Source organism: Chitinophaga sp. ARDCPP14 (genome assembly GCF_051362515.1).
Lineage (GTDB): Bacteria > Bacteroidota > Bacteroidia > Chitinophagales > Chitinophagaceae > Chitinophaga.
Genome location: NZ_JBKIXB010000002.1, coordinates 211468 through 232383, shown reverse-complemented (window position 1 = coordinate 232383; position 20916 = coordinate 211468). Strand labels below are relative to the sequence as shown.

The following is a 20916-nucleotide window of genomic DNA, read 5'->3' as shown; positions in this document are numbered from 1 at the left end:
CCGGATCATCACAGAAATTATTACGATAAGTAAAAAGTACCATTAAAGCCCCTAATACCACAACCCCCGTTCTTACTTCCTTTGTACCTTTGTTGCATCATGTCAAAGGCGCTCATTCCAACATACGATATCTGTTCCCTGGCTATGGGAAAGCCGGCATCGGAAGATATACTGGTGGCCAGGTTTTCCGATTACCTGGCAGCACACCGGGATATTCATTTTCCTCACCGGCATTCATTTTATCATCTGGCATTTTTTACTGCCGGGGGTGGAAGTCATACGATCGACTTTGAAAAATTCCCGGTAAAGCCCGGACAATTATATTTTATGGTACCCGGCCAGGTACACAGCTGGTTTTTTTCCGGCGGGATAGAAGGTTACGTAATGAATGTATCTGCCGGTTTTTTTAATGCCTTCCTGCAGGATGCTGATTACGTGGAACGGTTTCCTTTTTTCAGCGGGGTAAGCGCAGAAGGAGTAGTACAGTTGCCTAAAGCCGCTATCCCCGTTGTAACCGCGCAGTTTGAAGGCATGCTGAAAGAAATGAAAGGTGACCAGGCTTACAGCCAGGATATGCTGCGGTTACAGGTCCTGGGAATGTTTATTGCCGTAAGCCGCGCCAGCAGGCAGGGGGAAACCCGTCAGGAATTGCCGCATAATTATGTGCTGCTGCGCAATTTCCGCAAGCTGGTGGAACAGCATTATATGCAGCTGCGGTTGCCGAAAGAATATGCCGCCCTGCTGTATGTAACACCTAATTATCTCAATGCCTTTTGCCGGCATATGCTGGGAAAATCGGCCGGGGAAATTATCCGCGACCGCGTACTGCTGGAAGCAAAACGGTTATTGATCAATGCCGATATGAGTATTGCCACTATTGCCTACCAGCTCAGTTTTGCGGACAATTCTTACTTCACGAAGTTTTTTAAAAAATACGCAGGAACAACACCGGAAGAGTTCCGGAAACATATTTCCTGATAAATCTTCATTATATGTGTGCAGATAAAAATAATGTAAAACCCAGCCTGCTGAAAAGCCTGTTGGGGAACAAGTGCGCCCGTTGCAGAAGGGGATCTATCTATACTACCCCAAATCCCTACGACCTGAAAAACTGCTTAAAGATGCCCGATGTTTGCCCGGTATGCGGTCAGCCGGTGGAAGTGGAAGTAGGCTTTTACTACGGTACCGGCTATGTGAGCTATGCACTGTCCATTGCGGTGTGCGTGGCCAGCCTCATTGCCTGGTGGCTGTTCATCGGCTTCTCCATTTACGATAACCGGATTTTCTGGTGGCTTGGGGTAAACGCCCTGTTGCTGCTAATCCTGCAACCCCTGCTGATGCGATGGTCCCGTACCATCTGGATGGCCTTTTTTGTATACTACGATGAAAACTGGCACCAGGGCCCTCCGCAGGGAACGGGCCGGTCAAACGCAACTTTTAAGAACGCTGTATAACAGGCCGGCAAACCAGGCAAAGAAACCGATAGGACGGAGATGGTAATTTACGGATCTATGGAGAGAACAAACGGACGAGTTATCCGTTATTATCTTTCTATGGGTCCGTTTTTCGTTTATTAATACCATCATAATTCGTTATCTTGTATTACTATTTGGCCCCTTATTCCAGTTGTAGCCTTTACTAACATCAATGATTATACGATGATGTTTTTCAGACAGCCCGGAAGATTTCTATTCATTTTTATTTTTTTGTTGTCAGTGACACCCAGGCTGAACGCACAGGATAGCACCGTGCAGCAGCTCCCCGCACAGTGGACTTTACAACAGTGTTTCGATTATGCGCTGAAAAACAATATCCAGTTAAACAGCCTGCGCCTGAGCAAAATGAGCAGTGACCAGGATCTGCTGCTGTCGCGTGCGGCCAAGCTGCCTAATCTTACGGGGTCCGTTTCCCAGGATCTTAATGGCGGCAAATCTGTTACCGCTACCGGCAATTCTTCTTACCGGGTAAATACCACCGGTAATTATGGCGTTAATTCCAACGTTACCCTTTTCCAGGGCGGATATCTTAATAATGATATTAAGCAGAAGAACCTGCTCACGCAGATGGCAGGACTGAATATTGCCCAGCAGGTAAATGATATCACGGTACTGATTACACAAGCCTATCTGAATATCCTGCTGGCAAAGGAAAACATTGTATATGTGCAGGACGTGGTAGCCACCTCTGAAGCGCAGGTGAAGCAGGGACAACAACAATATGATGTGGGCAGCATTGCCCTGATAGGACTGGTGCAGTTAAAGGCGCAGCTGTCGAACGACCGTTACCTGCTGGTAACCGCCGAAAACCAGCACAGGCAGAACAAGCTGGTGCTGAAACAACTGTTGCAACTGCCCAGCAGCTATGATTTTGAAATCCAGGAGCCGGATACACTGATCACCAACACGCGGCTGTATGCCTTACAGGAAGTACAGGACTCTGCACTGGCCAACAGGCCGGAAATTAAAAGCAGTGAACTCGGCATCCAGGTATCGGACCTGGACCTGGCAAAGGCGCGGGCCGGGTATTTGCCTACGCTTACAGCCGGAGGCGCATTAGGATCTTCTTATGTTAGCGGAGGAGCCAACAGCGCTTATTTCAAGCAAATGGATAATAATTTTTATCAGCAGATAGGGCTCACTTTATCTGTTCCCATCTTCACCCGGCGGGTCGTGAAAACCAATGTGGAAAAAGCAAAAATAGAGGTGGATCAGTCGAAGCTGGTGTTGCAGGATACCAAAACAAATCTTACCCAAACGATAGAACAGTCATATATAGATGTGCTCAATGCGCAGTCGCAGTACGATGCTGCCGTGGAGCAGTTAAAATATTCACAGGAAGGTTACCGGATTGCCAGCGAACAATTAAAAGTGGGCGCTGCCAATATCGTGGTTTTTCTTCAGCAGAAGAATTTATATATACAGGCATTACAATCTTATATACAGGCGAAATACAATGCTGCTCTGAACATCAGGATATATGATTTTTACAGGGGCATACCGGTAAAACTATAAATGTAAATTGAGGTATGAGAAAATATAAAGGTGTTATCATAACGGTGGTGATCGTACTGCTGCTGGTGGCGATCTGGTTTTTCTTTATCAGGAAGAAAAAAGAACCGGTCAGGTTTGATACCGCCAAACCGGAATACGGGCACATAGCCACTACCGTAACCGCTACCGGTACTATACAGCCGGTAGATACGGTAGCGGTGGGTACCCAGGTGTCCGGCACGCTCAAATATTTATACGTGGACTTTAACACCCAGGTGAAAAAAGGACAACTGCTGGCGGAACTGGATAAAGATCTTTTCCAGGCACAGGTAGATCAGCTGCGGGCCAATGTACAGGTAGCGCAAACCAACCTGGAATACCAGAGGAATAATTTCCAGCGGCAGGAATTGTTGTATAAAACCGGCGCCATCAGCAAAGCCGACCACGATATTGCTGCCAACCAGATAGGGCAGGCCAAAGCAAATGTGGCCAGCGTAACCGCCCAGCTGAATTCGGCATTAAAGAATTTCTCTTTTACAGAAATCCATTCACCGATCGACGGGGTGGTACTGAACCGGAATGTAAGCGTAGGACAAACCGTGGCCGCCAGTTTCAATACGCCTACCTTGTTTGTAATCGCCAAGGATATCACCAAGATGCAGGTAGAAGCCAGCGTAGACGAAGCAGATATCGGCAATGTAAAAGACTCACTTCGTGTAACCTTCACCGTAGATGCTTACCTGGAAGATATTTTTGCCGGAAGTGTCCAGGAAATCAGGCTGCAGCCATCGGTGTCTTCCAACGTGGTTACCTACAATACGATTATTAACGCACCGAATGATAACAGGAAGCTGAAACCGGGTATGACGGCCAACGTTACGATTTATACCGCGGAAAAAGACTCCGCGCTGCTGCTGCCCGTAAAGGCACTTAAATTTATTCCCGACTCAGTACAGCTAAAGGATTATGTGATACAAAGCGCCGTGAGGAGAACCCGTAACCCCGCTCAAACAAAGGATACTACGGGTGGTAAGTTTAAAAGCACCACGCGTATAGGTTCCTCCAATTATGTATGGATATTACGCGGTGATACGCTGGTGCAAAAACATGTAAGAACAGGACTAAACGACAATACGCATATTGAAGTACTCTCAGGGCTAAACGAAAATGATGTGGTGGTAACGGGCGTCAGCGCCGGGGGAGCCGTGGCGGCCGCGGGAGGAAATACCAGTCCGTTTTTACCAAAAATGGGAGGGCGAAGACGATGAGCAGCAGCAAAATATTGGAGCTACAGCAGGTCAAGCGTGAGTTTGTGATGGGGACTGAAACGGTCCGCGCATTGAAAGGCGTGTCTTTTGATGTGTTTGCAGGCGAATTTGTGACGATTATGGGAAGCAGCGGTTCGGGGAAAACCACGTTGCTGAATATTCTCGGCTGCCTCGATAAACCTACGTCGGGGAGTTACCTGCTGGATGGCGTGAATGTGAGTAACCTGTCGCGCAATGAACTGGCCCGGTTACGGAATCATAAAATTGGATTTGTGTTCCAGGCATACAACCTGTTACCGCGTACCTCTGCATTGGAAAATGTGGAGCTGCCGTTGTTTTACAACCCCGAGTTATCTGTGCAGGAGCGGCGTAACAGGGCGCTGGGGGCGCTCCAGGCGGTGAAACTGGCCGACAGGGAAGATCATACGCCCAGCCAGCTTTCCGGCGGGCAGCAACAAAGGGTAGCTATTGCCAGGGCGTTGGTCAATCAGCCGGTCATGATCCTGGCAGATGAGGCCACCGGCAACCTGGATACCCGTACTTCTTACGAAATTATGGCCCTGATGCAGGACCTTAACCAGGAAGGCAAAACGATTGTATTTGTTACACATGAACCGGATATAGCGGCCTTCAGCAGCAGAACGGTGATGTTGCGGGATGGAAAAGTGGTGAAAGACAGCAAGAATGAAAACATACGCTCGGCGAAGGAAGCACTGGCATCATTGCCTCCGGCCGAAGATTATTAATTCAGCGAAAGCATGAGTGCAGTCAATCTCATAATGATAGCGTTAAAGGCATTGCAGCGCAATAAGCTGCGGGCATTCCTCACGATGCTGGGAATCATCATCGGTGTGGCCGCTGTTATTGCGATGGTGGCCATCGGGCAGGGCTCGAAAGAAAGTATCCAGTCGCAGTTGAGCAGCATGGGCTCTAACATGATCACCATTTTGCCAAGCAGCAACGTAGCCGGTGGGGTGAGGATAGGAGGAGAAAGCTTTCAGTCGCTTACTATCACAGATGTATTAGCGATACAAAAGAATGCGGAATATGTAAGCGCGGTGTCGCCGGTAGCGTCTACCAAAGGGCAGGCTATTTACGGCGCGCTGAACTGGCCTACATCCCTGCAGGGCGTGGCCCCTTCTTATTTTGATATCCGCAAGCTTACGGTGAATGATGGCATCAGTTTTTCCGATGCAGATGTGGCTACTGCTGCGAAAGTGTGTGTATTGGGGCAAACGGTGATCAACAACCTGTTTCCCAGTGGAGAGAGTCCTGTAGGAAAAGTAATCCGCCTGGGTTCCATTCCATTGCAGGTAATAGGCACGCTGGCGCCGAAAGGACAGAGCTCTTTCGGGCAGGACCAGGATGATATCATCCTGACGCCTTACACCACTGTGCAAAAACGTATCCTGGCGACCATTTATTTCCAGAGTATTTATGCTTCCGCGGTAAGCGAAGGCGCTTCAGAGCAGGCTACCAATGAAATTATAGATATACTCAGAACAACACACCGTTTGCGTCCTGCCGATGAAAATAATTTCCAGGTGAGGACCATGGAGGAACTGATAAAAACGCTGAGTTCCACTACCAGCCTGCTTACTATCCTGTTGACCGCTATTGCCGGTATTTCACTGGTGATTGGGGGCATTGGTATCATGAACATCATGTATGTATCAGTAACGGAACGCACCCGGGAAATAGGGCTGCGCATGTCTATCGGCGCGCGGGGCATTGATATTTTATTGCAATTCCTGGTAGAGGCAATTATTATCAGCGTAACGGGTGGTTTAATAGGGGTGGTGTTGGGGATTACTTCTGCCAAGGTAATTACGCTCACGCTTGGCTGGCCTACGCTGGTGTCGGAGTCTTCTATTATACTTTCCTTTGTGGTATGCGCCTTTACCGGGGTGTTTTTTGGTTACTATCCGGCGCAGGCGGCCTCCCGGCTGGATCCTATTGAAGCGTTGCGTTACGAGTAATTATTTACGCGTTACAGTCGTACGGCACCGCAATGCCTTCTGCGATCCATTTTATAAAAGCGCTTTCCCTTTCAAATTGTAGCAGGTTAAGTTGATGCCCGGTGATATCTTCCAGTGAGAAACCATCGGCATGAGTTTCAATGGCCTGGCGGGTGGCTATTTCCTGTTCGGTGCTGTAGTGTCCCAGCAGTTTTTTAAGTTCAAAAACCACGCTGTCGGAGGTATCGTTGGCGTGAATAACGGCTACTACAAACTCGTATTCACCAAATTGCTGCAGCGCTGCAATGGTCCTGGTATTTACCTTGTAACAGGTGCCTGGTTTCAGTTGCATAAGTGGGTATTTAATGGCAATATGAATATACGTAACAAATATCGGGCTTGTTGTCATGGAATTATCTTCCATTACTGTTTTTTGTGGCAATAAAAAAGCCGGCAGGTTTCCCTGGCCGGCTTACTTTATGGCAGTGTAGATTTAGTCTTTTTTCTTATCATGTATCTGTGATTTCTTCAGATACACTTTCTTACCTTTTCCATCTACAATGTATTTCCTGTCTTTTCTGTCAATATAAACGGTTTCCCCGTTGGGGCCTTCCTTGCCTTTAAAGGTTTTATCTGTAATGGTGGAGGCTCCTTTAACAGCGATAGAGGCTGTTTTATTTCCCACTTTTTTTGCAGTGCTGTCGATTCCCTGTGCAAATGCATGCTGACCGGCCAGTGTTACTGCTACGCCGATGGCCGCAGCTATCAGAAGTTTTGGAGTTTTCATGTTATTACTTTTTTATTTTTAAAAATGATTGCCTGACGCTGGTTATTATTCAACAATAGTGCCACTTGGTTTGTTATTGTAATACAGTTTTTTATAAATGTGTTTTTTACCGCATTGCTGGTACATACCGGGGAATTTCCCGTGGCGGGATCATTTAAATTTCGTATATTCATTTACGGTAAACCCTCTGCCTGTGAAGTAGTCGAAGGTCTGTATCTATCTGTTCCTACACCTCACGGGGAGAATTAAAGTAACGCGTAGCTATTATCTAAACGATAGTTGATTTCTCCTTATTAGTTGATGCTAAAAAATGACTGTTATCCGTAACAGCGGGAGAATTATTTGCACAAAAAAACACCCTCCAGACTGCCCGTGGTCCGGAAGGTGTTGCCCGTGTTGAATTGTAATTTAATTGCCCCAGAAAGTATTTTCGTGCTGGATATCTTCCGCATATATTTTCGCTGCCACAATTTTACCATCTTTCACCGTATATACGTCTACGTTATCTGTATGCAGTTCCGCTCCCGGCCGGGATGCTTTCCAGGTAAGTACTACAGATGCCTGGTCGCCGTGTACTGCAATGGTTTTGATGGCAGCGAGTGACATGGTATTCTGTGATACCTCAAACATACCGCCTACCATCTGGAATACTTCCCCGCTGGATTTTTTAGTGCCGGAGAAGCGGTTGTTGCCCGGTTGTTCCCAGTTTATTTCGGGATGTAGCAGTGCGCCTAGTTTTTCAAGGTTTACCTGTTGTACGGCATTTACAAAATCTGTTACTACCTGCAGTGTTTGTTGTTCCATTGTATACTTTTTTAGTTGTTGATGAATTGATAATGCAAAGCTACCATCTGCCACCCCTTTATCATTTACCTTTACACGACAATTACTTACCATTTAGCGACAGGATGATTTTTGTAAACACCGGACGAAATACCTTTGCTATATGAAACAGCTGGTATTGAGTATTATCGCGTATGCTGTACAGCGGGATGTAGATGCTGCACAGCTTTGTAAGCTGGCGGGTATTGACCTGGCGGCATTGAAAAGGAGTCATGCAGTGCCGGTAACTGTACAACAGCTGCAGGATTTGTGGCTGAATGCGGGCCGGTTAACCAACGATCCGTTGTTTGGGTTGCACTTTGGCGAGTCCCTGCAACCTGCTGCCCTGGGGGTGGTGGGAGAAATAATCCGGAGCAGCGCTACCGTTGGGGAGGCCTTAACTCACGCTGCAGCGCTAACGCACCTGGTAACGGACGAGTGCCGGATGGAAGTAACGCGTACCGCTAAAAACTTTACGGTGCGGCTGCTGCCGGCGGTTGATTATGGCGCAGCGCCACCCTATGCTTTCCGGCAATTGATAGATCTTTTATTGATGATGGTGATTCATGAACTGGATGGCCTGCTGCTGGAAAAAATAGTCCCGCAGGCAGCGCGGCTGGCCTACACGGTTCCGGACCCTGCTGAATATGAGCGTGTTTTTCGTTGTAAGCCGTCGAAACGGGCAGGAGAGTATGCATTGGTATTTGACAGCAGGTATTGGGATGAGCCACTGTTAACGGCTAATTATGAGCTTCAGAACCTGTTGTTGCAGAAGGTAAGCAGTTTACCCCAAACAGCAGGTCAGCACAAAACTTTACAAAACAGGATCTATAATTACCTGCTGGCGAATTCATACCTCGGCGTGTCGTCGCTGAACGACATGGCGGCCAATTTCAATATGAGTCCCCGGAGTTTGCAGCGTAAGCTGAAAGAGGAGGGTGTAAAATACCAGGATATTGCAGATGCGGTGCGGCATTCACTGGCGGTGTATTATATTTCGTCCGGTAATTACCCTTTGAAAGATGTTTCCTGGATGCTTGGTTATAATGAGTTAAGTGCTTTTACAAGGGCTTTTAAGCGGTGGACGGGCAGTTCGCCGGTACAGTATAATCAATCGTTGTAGTTCAGGAAGGTGTCTTTGTGCACGATTCCCCATTTCTTCACAAAAATATATTCTCCCTTTTCGAGGGCAGTGAGATAATCCTGCAGCCATTCTTCAAAAGAACCGGCTACAATGGCGCGGTGACTGTCGTCATGCCAGAACGTGATCACTTGTCCGTGCTTGCCTTCCGGTGCGGGGTCCAGGTCGATACACAGGTGGTTACCAAAGCCGTCGCCGGTAAAAGGGATCCATAAAGGATTCCACCAATCGTTTTTTATGCCGGTATCAGGTGTGGAGAGCACGGGTTCTTCGTGATAATTGAAAGTTCCGGCATCCAGCAGGTCTTTCCAGTGATGCCATTGGGTGGTGATGTCTTCCACGCTTAACAGCTGATCCGCATCTACGAGCCCGGCCCTGGCTTTCTGCTGTCCGTTGTGAATAGCATAAAATGCTTTAAAAGAGGCCGGCATGGCCGTTCCTATTAGTTTTTCAAGAGATTCCACCGCCTCAAAAGTAACGCCGGGATGGAGGATGTTAAGCAGTCTGGGGGCGTGCTGCTGCATCCAGTTCTCCCATCTTAGCCAATATTGCTGCATATGGTATGGGTTTTAACGACTATAAAGATGTGAAATTTAATCAATAAATTTATTCATTCCCACTGCATGTTTTTTATAAGCTAATTATCAATAATTTTGTAGCTCTTGAAAAGAGTACAACATCATTAAAAGTAAATAACTCCTTTATGGCACAGCTACCTAAATTTCTGATTGCAGACGATCCTGTAACAGATCCGGAAAATGAATATATTTTTCATACCGAGAAACCCCGCTTCTTTGCCAAACGGGTAGAAGAAGATGAAGAAACTGCCTACATCGATATCATTCATGAAATCGATAATGTAGAGGAATTCTATAAAAGCGCTCCGGAAAAGAAACAGGAACTGCTGGAACAGCTGGAAGACTGGTACTACTCTTACATGGAGTGGCTGGAAGATGATGGAGAAGAAGAAGAGGACGAAGAATAGTAACAGGAAAAGGTATTGTAAAAAGGCGTCCGCATACTGCGGGCGCTTTTTTATGCCCGTCAGTTAGCGTGCAGCTGCAGTTCTTTCCGGTAAGCAGAAGGGTTTACACCTTTATACTTTTTAAACATCCTGTTCAGGTGACTTTCATCTGTAAAGCCCAGTTCATCCGCAATTTCCCCTACCCGCATACTGCTGTACTGCAGCCGTGTTTCCACCAGCTTCAGTTTGTACTGGGTAATGTATTGCTGGAGGCTGTCGCCATTGTTACGTTTAAAATATTCACTCAGATAAGTGGGCGAGATATTAAAGTGGGCTGCAATCTGCTCTGCCCGCAGCTTTTCAGGCGTGTAAATATTTTCGTGTATATAGTGCAATATATTCATGGAAGCATCCTGTTTCGCAGGATGTTTGGGCTGTTCCGGCATTTGCAGCAGTATATTCCGTGCAATCACCATGATCATGGTATTTACAATTTGCTGGGCCATTTCCCGGTGATAGGGCTGCTGGTTTACCAGCTCGCGGATCAGCGCCTCTACCAATGCTTTTACCAGCGGTTTATCATTTTTATTTTTTAAGATACATCCCGGCATATGGTTGTGATTCTGAAAAATAAATTCCAGTTGCTGTATCCAGTCTTTATGCTGATTTTGAAGGTAGATGTTATTAAAGCGGATAAAGAAGAATTTAGTAGATTCCTGCACGTCAAATGAGTGGCAGTCCTGCGGCATTACCAGGAACAGTTTCCCCGGGCTGTACGGCAGCTGGTTCTTATTCACACACTGCATCCCACTGCCTTCCACAATATACACCAGTTCAAAAAAGTTATGTTTATGCGGATCTATCGGGCATTCTGTACATTCCCGGTATTCTATCTCAAAAGGCTGATATAAATTCTCTTGTAGCATACCTGCAAAAGTACAGAATGATCCTAAAAAAGTACAAATTATTTCCCGGGTTCCGGCTGATCTTTGTGTCACAAAAAATCAAACAAATGGAAAACAACCCTATCGTATTTCTGTTGCTCCGGCTGGCGGTAGCTGCCAGCATGTTCGGTCACGGCCTGGTAAGGCTCCCTAAATTAAATGGCTTCAGCGCCTGGATGGTAAAAAGCTTTGAAAAATCCATGTTGCCCGACTTGCTGGTAGTGCCTTTCAGCTATGCTTTGCCTATCGCCGAATTTATAATCGGGCTGCTGCTCCTGCTGGGGTTATTTACCCGTGCTTCCCTTATTGGCGGGGGTGTAGTAATGGTGCTCCTGATATTTGGCACTGCCATGATAGAAAACTGGGAAGCATTGCCCTCCCAACTGATCCATGCCGTCTTCTTCGCCGTACTGCTGGCTTTTATCCAATACAACACAATTGCAGTTGATCATCTTATTAAAAAATAATGGCTACAAGAAAAGAATTCCTGAAAACAGCCGGCCTCGCAGGTTTAGCCGGTATGGTACTGCCCGGAACGGTATTGGCACAGGCGAAAGCCACTCCAACAGCCAAATCCGGCGCCGGATGGGCAGATGGCTCGCGCCTCGTAGTATCAGTATCTATGCAGTTTGAAGCCGGCGGCCAGCCAGACAGGCCCGAAAGCCCTTTTCCTCAGAATATGCTCAAAGGCTATAAAGACCTTCCTGCCACTACATGGTACGAGTATGGCTTCAAGGAAGGCATTCCCCGCATGCTGGATAACTGGGACAAACACGGCATAAAAGTAACCTCCCATATGGTTGGCAGCGCGGTGGAAAAGCATCCGGCCCTTGCGAAAGAGATTGTGCAGCGCGGGCATGAGGCAGCCGCACATGGCCGCGACTGGTCGTCGCAATACATGCTGTCCTATGAAGAAGAAAAACAGTTTATCAGCGATGGCGTGGAAGCAGTAAGAAAGGCCACCGGCGTAACGCCGGTAGGCTACAACGCCAACTGGCTGCGCCGGGGCGATAATACCCTCAATATCCTGCAGGAACTGGGCTTCCTGTATCATATCGATGACCTGAGCCGTGATGAACCTTTTATCACTGAAGTGAACGGCAGCGACTTTGTAGTAGTACCATATACCTTACGTTGTAATGATATCCAGCTGGTAGCAGGCCAGTGGTTTTCTACTGATCAGTTCCTGCAACAGATAAAGATGGAATTCGATCAGTTGTACGAAGAATCTGCCCGGCGAAAACGCATGATGTCTATCAGTTTTCACGACAGGATAGGCGGTACCCCGCAAATGGTAAAAGCTACCAGCGAGTTGTTTGCCTATATGAAAAAGCATGCCGGCGTAACGTTTAAAAGGAAAGATGATATTGCTAAGATGGCACTGGCGGACAAGAATACGATCAGGGAGTAGCAATACTGCAACAAAATAAACGGGCTTCATGCCCGTCTATTTTGTTGCAGTATTACTTTGCTATCATATAAAGGTTTTTTACGATCGTGCGCAAAGCCGTTATTTTATCAGGCCGCGATAGAAAGGAGGGATATACTTTGCGGATAAATTCAGAAATTTCAATAGCATTACTCATTCCATGAACACCATTTATATGAAACCTCCAGGGGAACAGCCAGGGATTGTAAGTTTCATAATAGCCATGGTAAAGGCTCATCACCTCATCTTTCTGATTTACCAGTATCAGACCTTTTGTGAAGCTGGTAGTGCTGACTATGTCTTCCATATTAAGCAACATATTGTTAAGCAGCGCCGGATCGATATTTTTTACGCTGTCCACTATTGACAGCAATTTTTCAAAGTTGAGATTGTTCGCATAGATGTTTAGTTTATTGTTGTTGATATCCCGCTTAAAAGTAAGGATATCACTTTTGCATTGTGCGTAATCCTCTTCTGAAAAATTCAATTGCTGAATGGTGGTTTGTTTGCCTGGTAATGACGGGATATTGTTAATGAAATTAAGTACCGGTGCTTCATCTATAAAAGACACGTCAGTAATCATTTGTGAGGAATAGGTACTGGAAGAAGGAGCTTCTACCGCTTCAAATCCTCCCTTGGTTTTCCGGAACATGAGTTTGCCGTAAGTTTGTTGATCGCAGCCCTGGCTGCCACTTGTAAAAGTAATAGTTTTGATTCCTGCCATACAGAAGTCGCGGATGATATCGGTATTGGATTTCATTGCTTCGCTTCGGGTGCTGATGTTGTAAGTATAGAGCGAATCATTTTTGCTATTACATTTTATAACGGAATTACTCATACTGATGCCGGCAATATTTCCGGCAGATATAGGCAAGGTCAGGTAATGTTTCCATGAATCGTCTTTACCTTTTTGAACCAGGATTTCATTTCCCAGTATGCCAAAATTTTCCTTGCCCGAAGAGCCAATCATTTCCGGTTCGGCAACAGTGGTATCCATAGTATACATATTGGCCGTAATAACTTGCCGGTCAGCTTTTAACTGCATCATTCTGCCTCGGTATAAAATAAACAGGCTCGTATTTTTGCAAACTGCATCGTAGTAGGTTTCAGCGGTATTGTAATTGAATACCGGCTGCAATTGATCATCTGCTTTAACAAACTGGCCATTGCTTCCATGAAAATAAAGCGCTGTATTGGCGGCATCTGTATAAAAATTGTCATAGTCGGGCAATGGTATCCAGTTGACCGAATCTTTCCGGCTGTAGAAGACCAAACCTTCCTGGTTAGCTAACAGATAATCTTTATAAATGGCTACGCCAGCTATAGATGGCCTGCTCGCGATGTTGGTTTTGGCATATGCTTTTTGGTCCAGTGGAGTAGGGATTTTTTCCCAGGAGGCAGTTTCCGGATGGAATAGCGCGAGTATGTTCCATACAGAGCCGGTAATTCCCTCATGCCCGGTAGTAAAGAACAACTGGTCGTAGCGTTGACTATTTCCCCATCCGGGGAGGTTCATGCCATCCCATGTAGCGCCGAAATCGGCGGTATGAACAATGCCGTTGCCGGAAACGGTTAACCATGCTTCACCGTTATCGAGCCATGACGCACCATCCATCCAACCACTTTTCCCGACATCCACGACTGTCCAGCTTTTTCCAAAATCAGTGGTGCGGTAAATAATATCATATTTACCGGAACTGCCGGCGATGAAGCCGGAAATAAACCCTGTATCGCGGTTGAAGAAGGTGGCACGTTCAATATTTAATCGTGTAATGGGTTTTTTCGGGTTTGTGTTCACCAGTACGGACCTCCAATAGCCCTGAATAGAATCAGCCATTACAATTTCTCCGGCTCTTGAGGTGATAATTAGTTGTTCGCACGAACTCACACCCAGCTTCTGGGCGCCGCTCTTAAAATAGACCGGGTTGCCGGGAAGCTGCGCGCTAAGCGGTACTGTTAGCAAGGTAAAAATCAGAAACAGGTATAGTAGTTTCATGGGAGCTTTGAAAGTATGATGACGAAATAAGGGAAAATTCACATAAAGATGAGGAGAATCTTTTTATTTAACTTCACATAAAGCAACCTAACATCGAATGCCAGAAAAGAAAGCACGCCAGGAGGAAAGGATTATATTCAATACCCTGCTGGATCAGTATATTTACCAGGGTTTACCGGTGGACAGCATCGACGCCAAAACCGCCTTTACCATTCATAACCTGAAGGACATCCATTTTGAGCTGCCTTATACTTCCATCGTATACCGGACTAATTTCTTTTCTTTTGTTTTTGTGAAAGATGCTATTGGCAGGTATACCACCGATGAGCAAACTTTTAACACTTCTCCCGGAACTATTTATTTTACTAATCCGGGTCATTTTAAATCTTTTGAATGGCAGGAAATTAACGATGTACACCTGATTACACTCAGTGAATCTTTTCTGAAGGAAAATGTACACCAGAAGATTTTTGAGGAATTTCCTTTTCTCCTGGCGGAAACCGTACCGCCCAGGACATTGCAGCCGGAAGTGTTTGCGGAGTTTGAACAATTGTATCTGCAGATAGAAAAGGAGTATTTTTCCTCGTCTACGTACAGAACGCGGATGATAGGGAACCTGTTTGTGGTGCTGCTGCTGAAGATCAAAGAATATTTCTGGGAAGATTATAACCCTATATATGAAGGCAACCGCAGCTCACAGATTGTAAAACAGTTTAAGAGAACCCTGGAGCAGCACTACCGCGACCTGGTAAGCGGGAAGGCAGATAAGGTATTCAGGGTACAGGATTATGCCGATGCACAACACCTGCATCCCAATTACCTGAGCAATGTGATTAAAAGTAAAACCGGAAAGCCCATAAGTACCTGGATTACAGAGAAAACGATCACCGAAGCCCGTACATTGCTGCAACATTCCCCTGCGTCTATCAAACAAATCGCCGCTCAACTGGGCTTTACAGAATCCACTCATTTCAGCAATTATTTTAAGAAGCAAACCGGTATTTCTCCCGTTTCATACAGAAAGCAACATGCATCTTAGATATTTGTAACTATTAGTGTAATTCTTATACTTTTCAGGGCAACGGTTGGCTCATCTTTGTGTTATCAAAATAAAACACAAAAATATGAGCACGCTAAAAGATAAGATCATCCTGGTTACCGGTTCTTCAAGAGGTATTGGCGCTACAATGGCCGGCCAACTGGCGGCCGCAGGCGCAAAAGTAATCGTTAACTATGCCGGTGGTAAAGATGCCGCGCAGCAGGTGGTGGAACACATCAGGCAACAGGGTGGCGATGCCATCGCACTGCAGGCAGATGTAAGCAAAAGCGACGAGGTAAAAGCCCTGTTTGACGCCGCTATCGCGCATTATGGCCGTATCGATGTACTGGTGAATAACGCCGGCATCATGATCACCAAACTGATTAAAGATACCACCGATGAAGATTTTACCCGTCAGTTTGACATTAATGTAAGAGGCACCTTCAATACCATGAGGGAGGCCGCTACCCGCCTGGCCGACAAAGGCAGTATCATTAACTTCTCCACTTCTGTAAACCGTATTATGCTGCCTGCATATGGCACCTATGTGGCCACCAAAGCAGCAGTGGAACAGCTCACCCGCGTGTTCTCCAAAGAAGTAGGCGCCAGGGGTATCAATGTAAACTCCGTTTCTCCCGGCCCTACCAATACCGAATTATTTACGAATGGTAAATCAGAAGAAGTGATCGCGCGACTGGCTTCCCTTTCAGCCTTTAACCGTATTGGCGAACCGGATGATATTGCACAGGTAGTAGTATTCCTCGCAGGTGACGACGCCAAATGGATCAACGCCCAGAATATTGGTGTAAATGGCGGTATGGCCTGAGGATAAAGTGTCCTTCTTTCTAAAAAAGTATTAAATATAATATCATGAACAGCTTAAAAAATAAAGTAGCGCTGATTACAGGATCAGCCAGGGGATTAGGTAAAGCCATTGCAGAACGGTATGCCGCTTTAGGTGCGGATGTAGTGGTTAACTACTCAAAAGACAAAGCGTCTGCAGATGAAGTGGTAAGCAACATTACCGCTATGGGCGCCCGCGTAATTGCTGTACAGGCAGATGTGAGCAAAGTAGCTGATCTGGAAAAACTGTTTGCAACAGCAAAAGAGGCTTTTGGTAAGATAGATATCGTGGTGGCCAATGCGGGTATTGAAATGGTGGAAGTGCCGGTAACAGAGTTTACAGAAGAGCAGTTTGATAAAGTATTTTCCATCAACACAAAAGGAACTTACTTTACCATGCAGCAGGCAGCAAAACATGTTGAAAATAATGGCCGTATCATTTATATCGCATCCAGTACTACCTCCTTCCCGGTACCCGGTATGGCGGTTTACGGCGGAAGTAAAACCACCCCGAGATACCTGGTAGATATTTTGTCGAAAGAAATAGGACATAAAGGAATTACCGTAAATTCGATTATCCCTTTTGCGGTAGATCATTCCGGCATTTTTGCCGACCCGGCGGCTTATCCTGCACTAAGAAAACAATTACTGGATAGTTGTCCAATGGGAAGACTCGCAGAAGTGGAAGACGTAGCTAACCTGGCTGAGTTTTTTGCCAGCGATTTATCCTCTTTTGTTTCCGGTCAGCACCTGTTGGTGAACGGAGGCGCCACCAACTAAAATCTATTATTATGGTACTTAAAGTACTCAATGCCGTCCTGATCATTTTTACTGTATTCATGGGCCTGAAACAAGGCCTGGCAATGATTGGCCAGAAGCCGGAAATGATTACAATGTTCAGCCGGTGGCACTTTAGTAAAACAGCCATCATCATCAATGGAGTGGTAACGGTGTTGAGTGCTTTAATGATCCTGTTTCCCAGAACATTTTTGTTGGGTAACTTCCTCATGGCCGCAACGATCCTGATGATTATCTGCTTTTCTTTGTATGGCCGTGATGTGAAAGGTGCTGCTATCGAGGTGCCTTTCTTCCTCCTGAATCTTGTTATCATTTATTTGCAGCATCCGCTCGCAAAATGAAGATGTTGTTATTGGCCATTATCGGCTTTCTGTCACCAGTACTCTTTGCGCAGCAAAAAAGTCCTACCATGAATACAGATAAACTCACGCATGCCACGGTGAAACAGGCGATCAACGCCCTGCAAACAAACGACAGTAAAACATGGTTTGCCTTATTTGCTGATAAAGCAGAACTGTTTGACGATGGAAATAAAATGGATTTTAAATCCTTCTGGCAGAAAGCCATTGGACATGAACGCTTTACAAGTATCGATAAAGTAGAGAATAACGGAATGGATGTGTATGGCCTGTTTCACAGCGATCAATGGGGAGATTTTAAAACTTATTTTAAGTTTCATATCGATAAGGACGGGAGAATTAACCGGCTGGATATTGGGCAAGCGAATTATTAATCGGATAGACATACTTCAAAGAGTTTATCATACTGTTTATCACCAGCCATTTTCTTTAGAATAGTAATTTTTGTGCATAGAAAGGAATTGTGATAATCGAATGCGGAGAGATCTGTTTTGCGGAGCTTATTATGCGGTACTTCTTTTACTATAGTCATGTGTGGTGTCATCTTTGGTGTTTTCCGCTTAAGCGCTTTAAACAAGGATTTATGGACATCAATTATTGGCTGGGGATTACCGATCTGTAAAACCAGTGAGTCGGAAGTGTATCCATGTGGAAAAATGTTGCATCCATTCAACTGAACTTCAAAGGAAGATAAAGCTGATACGGCATTTTTGACGAGGTTGATGATCGAGGTGTCATTCTCTTCTGATGTTAATTTCAGCAGGGAGATATGTGCTTTTGAATATTGTCCGTGTTTTACCTGCGGGAGCAGATCATAAACTTTATTCTCCAGGAATTTGACATGATCCATTATGTTACGGGGTGGCGAAATAATAACTGCGTAGGATACCATCGTGGTAGGAACGGCATTCAGCGGAAATAAGGTCAGTTGATCAGGGTTATGGCGACGTGGCATAACTTAATAACAAAATAGGTGCAGGATTGGTTGGGCAAGCATTGGAGTTTGCTATTGAGAGCAAAATAAATGAAAAGTCGTCAGTTTAAAATTAACTCCAGTTTCTTCCTGTTAAGGACAAAAATGAGCCCTTCTTTAATAGAAATGAGTTTTTCATCCCTGAAATCACCCAGTGTACGGATCAATGATTCCTTAGCTACACCCGTCAGGGCTGCGAGACTATCCCTGCTCATATCAATACTGTAATTGGCATTTTCAGAAGAATTATATTTCTTATATAAGGATAATAAAGCTGTAGAAACTTTTTTTCTAAGAGAGTTATATGCGATCCCCAGTAATTGTTCTTCCTTTTCTGTAACGTTTCGGGAAAGCAATTGTATGAACTTGTGCAGGATGCCTAAATTATTAAAAAGGAGGGATTCAAAGTCTTCCCGGGGAATGATCACCAGCTCCGCATCTTCCAGCACTTCTGCGTTTTCATTATAAACCCGCTGTTCCAGTAAGGCAGTATATCCCAGGAAATCACCTTCATTATATAAACCGATCACCAGTTCTTTTCCTTCGTCATTTCGTTTGTAGGTGCGGATTTTCCCCTTCATGATATAATAAAGGGAAGAGGGACGATGACCTTCCAGGTACACCTCCTGTTTCTTTTTATACTTCTGCACATTACTATCCTCTTTTATGGATTCCTGGCTGTCTTTATTGGCCGCTGTTTGAATAAGCGTATTCAGGCCTTTGGGGGTAGGAGGTAATTCCTTGCTGATCTGTTCCGCTTTTTTCAACCGGCAGGCTACGGCTTTTAGAAGCTCTGTAGTATTAAAGGGTTTAGTGATGTAATCATCTCCTCCCATTTCCATCCCTTTCCGGATTTCTGGTTTTTCTGACTTCGCGGAAAGGAAAATGAAAGGTGTATTCCTTAAGCGTTTATTTTTATGAAGCATGTGCAATACCCCATATCCGTCCAGTACCGGCATCATAATATCGCAGATGATCAGGTCTGGTAATTGCGCAATGGCCATTTCCATGCCTTCCTTTCCGTTCTCTGCGGTAAGGGTGGAATAACTGGCCAGTTCAAGTATCTCCGCGATATTTTCACGGATTTCAATATTATCTTCTATAATTAATATCTTTTTCACGTAGAAACCAATTTAAAGATGGATAGTGATCGTAAATTCAGTTCCTTTATTTATTTCACTTCTGCAGCTGATAGTGCCATTCATGATCTCAGCATATTTCCTTACAATATGCAAACCCAAACCGGTACCCTGTATATTAGATACATTACTTCCCCTGAAGAACCGCTCAAACAAATGTTGCATATCTGATGTGGGGATGCCCATGCCATTGTCGCTGACAGATATCACCAGCAGTTTTTTTGAGATAGTTGTTTGTATAACGACCTCTCCATCCGCAGGAGAGAATTTAATAGCATTGGATACCAGGTTCAGCATAATGTGTTTTAACAGGGAAGGGTCCGTTAGTACAAAAACATTACCCGTGTGACGGTATACGATCTTTTGATTCTTTTTCCTGAGGCCGTCCATTTCACTTATAATGGTATCGATGTGCTTTTCTATGTTGAACCTGATTTTCTTCCCGCTTGTTTTCCCTTCCTCGATCTTCCCTACGGAAAGGAAGTCGTTGAGAATGCCTGTCAGCAGATTTGCGGAGGAGATGATCCGCTGGATATGTTTTTCCCGTTTGGGCTGTTCAGCCAGCTCTTCATACTTACCGGTCAGGTAGGCGGAAGACAGGATTGTGCTGAGCGGTGTTCTGAATTCATGAGAAGCGAGGGAAACAAAACGGGACTTCAACTCGTTCAGCTCTATTTCTTTTTCAAGCGCTACATTCAGAAAATTATTCACCCGTTGTAATTCTATGTCCTTTGCTTTTGCTTCTTTTATCTGTTCTCCTAGTTGCCGGACTGTTTCCGTTAAGGATTCTGTTCGCTCTTCCACCTTCTTCTCCAGATCAGTATTTAATTGTTTCAATGCGTTTTCTGCATCCTTTCTGTCGGAAATAAAACTGACAAAAGCAATAGCAAATTGTCCATCTTCCGTTTTGTAAGTACCCAGGCTCACTTCTACAGGAACCTCACTTCCATCTTTCCTGACAGCAAAAAGATCTCGTCCGGCACCCATTGGCCGGCTGCGTGGATTTACACTGTATACTTCCCTGTGCTGTTCATGATGCGACCTGAAACGGTGAGGTATCAGCTTCTCTACTTTCTGGCCAACAATCTCTGCATTAAGATATCCAAATTCCTTTAGGATGAAAGGATTAGCCATCAGGATACAACCACTGCCGTCTGCTATAATGATACCCATAGTGGCATAATTAAAGAGCACATCGAAATCAATATTGTGGCTATGGTACATATATGCAGATAATGTCTTATGAGGGTTAACGTTATTATATACCACTTATTCCTGCACTTTAAGCGTAAGTCATGATCTACGGTATAGATGTAATATAGGCTATTTATGTTGTCTTCGGTGTTAACCGATGATCAGGATCATTTTAAAATGGATCATGATCATTGCGCAGGGTTTTGCATACACCTACTTTTGATGTGAAAGAAAGGAGGAATAAGAATAACCTATACCAGTCCTATCCTTAT

Annotated in this window: 24 protein-coding genes; 15 read left to right on the top strand and 9 right to left on the bottom strand. The window is 45.2% G+C overall.

Annotation, left to right across the window (positions count from 1 at the left end):
* Window positions 1-99: 99 nt before the first annotated feature.
* The 6 genes from ACLHR0_RS05525 to ACLHR0_RS05500 all read left to right on the top strand — a co-directional run bounded on the left by ACLHR0_RS05525 (window position 100) and on the right by ACLHR0_RS05500 (window position 6237).
* Window positions 100-978: an AraC family transcriptional regulator gene (locus ACLHR0_RS05525; protein ID WP_436485237.1), complete on the top strand. Its 879-nt coding sequence runs from the start codon at window positions 100-102 to the stop codon at window positions 976-978.
* Window positions 979-992: 14 nt separating this feature from the next.
* A complete protein-coding gene (locus tag ACLHR0_RS05520; RefSeq protein WP_436485235.1) occupies window positions 993-1454 on the top strand; it encodes a DUF983 domain-containing protein in 462 nt (153 codons plus the stop codon).
* A gap of 261 nt (window positions 1455-1715) precedes the next feature.
* Complete coding sequence (locus ACLHR0_RS05515) at window positions 1716-3011, top strand: TolC family protein (RefSeq protein WP_429042413.1); 1296 nt, start codon at window positions 1716-1718, stop codon at window positions 3009-3011.
* Between the two features lie 14 nt (window positions 3012-3025).
* Complete coding sequence (locus ACLHR0_RS05510; protein ID WP_436485234.1) at window positions 3026-4258, top strand: efflux RND transporter periplasmic adaptor subunit; 1233 nt, start codon at window positions 3026-3028, stop codon at window positions 4256-4258.
* Window positions 4255-5004, top strand: a complete 750-nt coding sequence (locus tag ACLHR0_RS05505; protein ID WP_436485232.1) for an ABC transporter ATP-binding protein — start codon at window positions 4255-4257, stop codon at window positions 5002-5004. The genes ACLHR0_RS05510 and ACLHR0_RS05505 overlap by 4 nt, the downstream gene beginning before the upstream one ends.
* A 12-nt stretch (window positions 5005-5016) precedes the next feature.
* Window positions 5017-6237 (top strand): ABC transporter permease, encoded by a 1221-nt coding sequence (locus ACLHR0_RS05500; RefSeq protein WP_370908513.1) that lies wholly within the window; start codon window positions 5017-5019, stop codon window positions 6235-6237.
* A gap of 4 nt (window positions 6238-6241) precedes the next feature.
* Here ACLHR0_RS05500 and ACLHR0_RS05495 read toward each other — a convergent pair whose 3' ends face one another.
* The 3 genes from ACLHR0_RS05495 to ACLHR0_RS05485 all read right to left on the bottom strand — a co-directional run bounded on the left by ACLHR0_RS05495 (window position 6242) and on the right by ACLHR0_RS05485 (window position 7807).
* The gene (locus ACLHR0_RS05495) at window positions 6242-6568 is read right to left on the bottom strand and encodes a hypothetical protein (RefSeq protein ID WP_429042403.1); all 327 of its coding nucleotides are present in this window, start codon (window positions 6566-6568) and stop codon (window positions 6242-6244) included.
* A 141-nt stretch (window positions 6569-6709) separates the two neighbouring features.
* Window positions 6710-7003, bottom strand: coding sequence for a hypothetical protein (locus ACLHR0_RS05490; protein WP_370908511.1), 294 nt, complete (start codon window positions 7001-7003; stop codon window positions 6710-6712).
* Between the two features lie 408 nt (window positions 7004-7411).
* A complete protein-coding gene (locus ACLHR0_RS05485; RefSeq protein WP_436485229.1) occupies window positions 7412-7807 on the bottom strand; it encodes a nuclear transport factor 2 family protein in 396 nt (131 codons plus the stop codon).
* A 142-nt stretch (window positions 7808-7949) separates the two neighbouring features.
* On the opposite strand from ACLHR0_RS05485, the gene ACLHR0_RS05480 reads away from it, so the two are divergent.
* Window positions 7950-8948: an AraC family transcriptional regulator gene (locus tag ACLHR0_RS05480; protein ID WP_436485227.1), complete on the top strand. Its 999-nt coding sequence runs from the start codon at window positions 7950-7952 to the stop codon at window positions 8946-8948.
* On the opposite strand, the gene ACLHR0_RS05475 is transcribed toward ACLHR0_RS05480, so the two are convergent.
* On the bottom strand, window positions 8936-9523 hold the full coding sequence (locus ACLHR0_RS05475) for an SMI1/KNR4 family protein (RefSeq protein WP_370908508.1): 588 nt from the start codon (window positions 9521-9523) through the stop codon (window positions 8936-8938). The two genes, ACLHR0_RS05480 and ACLHR0_RS05475, sit on opposite strands and share 13 nt — an antisense overlap.
* 146 nt (window positions 9524-9669) lie before the next feature.
* Between ACLHR0_RS05475 and ACLHR0_RS05470 the strand changes: the two genes are divergently transcribed.
* Window positions 9670-9951 (top strand): hypothetical protein, encoded by a 282-nt coding sequence (locus ACLHR0_RS05470; RefSeq protein ID WP_325639671.1) that lies wholly within the window; start codon window positions 9670-9672, stop codon window positions 9949-9951.
* 59 nt (window positions 9952-10010) lie between these two features.
* Here ACLHR0_RS05470 and ACLHR0_RS05465 read toward each other — a convergent pair whose 3' ends face one another.
* On the bottom strand, window positions 10011-10856 hold the full coding sequence (locus ACLHR0_RS05465) for an AraC family transcriptional regulator (protein WP_429042391.1): 846 nt from the start codon (window positions 10854-10856) through the stop codon (window positions 10011-10013).
* A gap of 86 nt (window positions 10857-10942) precedes the next feature.
* Between ACLHR0_RS05465 and ACLHR0_RS05460 the strand changes: the two genes are divergently transcribed.
* Complete coding sequence (locus ACLHR0_RS05460; protein ID WP_436485223.1) at window positions 10943-11341, top strand: DoxX family membrane protein; 399 nt, start codon at window positions 10943-10945, stop codon at window positions 11339-11341.
* Window positions 11341-12285, top strand: a complete 945-nt coding sequence (locus ACLHR0_RS05455) for a polysaccharide deacetylase family protein (protein WP_436485221.1) — start codon at window positions 11341-11343, stop codon at window positions 12283-12285. The genes ACLHR0_RS05460 and ACLHR0_RS05455 overlap by 1 nt, the downstream gene beginning before the upstream one ends.
* Window positions 12286-12337: 52 nt before the next feature.
* On the opposite strand, the gene ACLHR0_RS05450 is transcribed toward ACLHR0_RS05455, so the two are convergent.
* Window positions 12338-14299 carry a hypothetical protein gene (locus ACLHR0_RS05450; RefSeq protein ID WP_436485219.1) on the bottom strand — a complete coding sequence of 654 codons (1962 nt, stop codon included), beginning with the start codon at window positions 14297-14299 and terminating at the stop codon, window positions 12338-12340.
* Between the two features lie 97 nt (window positions 14300-14396).
* On the opposite strand from ACLHR0_RS05450, the gene ACLHR0_RS05445 reads away from it, so the two are divergent.
* The 5 genes from ACLHR0_RS05445 to ACLHR0_RS05425 all read left to right on the top strand — a co-directional run bounded on the left by ACLHR0_RS05445 (window position 14397) and on the right by ACLHR0_RS05425 (window position 17712).
* Window positions 14397-15338 carry a helix-turn-helix domain-containing protein gene (locus ACLHR0_RS05445; RefSeq protein WP_436485217.1) on the top strand — a complete coding sequence of 314 codons (942 nt, stop codon included), beginning with the start codon at window positions 14397-14399 and terminating at the stop codon, window positions 15336-15338.
* An 85-nt stretch (window positions 15339-15423) separates the two neighbouring features.
* Entirely contained in the window at window positions 15424-16164 is a 741-nt protein-coding gene (locus ACLHR0_RS05440) for an SDR family oxidoreductase (RefSeq protein ID WP_436485215.1), read from the top strand.
* Window positions 16165-16208: 44 nt separating this feature from the next.
* Window positions 16209-16961: an SDR family oxidoreductase gene (locus ACLHR0_RS05435; RefSeq protein WP_429042380.1), complete on the top strand. Its 753-nt coding sequence runs from the start codon at window positions 16209-16211 to the stop codon at window positions 16959-16961.
* Window positions 16962-16972: 11 nt separating this feature from the next.
* Window positions 16973-17320 (top strand): hypothetical protein, encoded by a 348-nt coding sequence (locus tag ACLHR0_RS05430; protein WP_370908500.1) that lies wholly within the window; start codon window positions 16973-16975, stop codon window positions 17318-17320.
* Window positions 17321-17388: 68 nt separating this feature from the next.
* A complete protein-coding gene (locus ACLHR0_RS05425) occupies window positions 17389-17712 on the top strand; it encodes a hypothetical protein (RefSeq protein ID WP_429042376.1) in 324 nt (107 codons plus the stop codon).
* On the opposite strand, the gene ACLHR0_RS05420 is transcribed toward ACLHR0_RS05425, so the two are convergent.
* The 3 genes from ACLHR0_RS05420 to ACLHR0_RS05410 all read right to left on the bottom strand — a co-directional run bounded on the left by ACLHR0_RS05420 (window position 17709) and on the right by ACLHR0_RS05410 (window position 20674).
* On the bottom strand, window positions 17709-18293 hold the full coding sequence (locus tag ACLHR0_RS05420; protein ID WP_436485212.1) for a 2'-5' RNA ligase family protein: 585 nt from the start codon (window positions 18291-18293) through the stop codon (window positions 17709-17711). The genes ACLHR0_RS05425 and ACLHR0_RS05420 overlap by 4 nt on opposite strands.
* A gap of 80 nt (window positions 18294-18373) precedes the next feature.
* The gene (locus ACLHR0_RS05415) at window positions 18374-19432 is read right to left on the bottom strand and encodes a response regulator (protein WP_436485210.1); all 1059 of its coding nucleotides are present in this window, start codon (window positions 19430-19432) and stop codon (window positions 18374-18376) included.
* Between the two features lie 12 nt (window positions 19433-19444).
* A complete protein-coding gene (locus ACLHR0_RS05410) occupies window positions 19445-20674 on the bottom strand; it encodes an ATP-binding protein (RefSeq protein ID WP_436485208.1) in 1230 nt (409 codons plus the stop codon).
* Window positions 20675-20916: the final 242 nt, after the last annotated feature.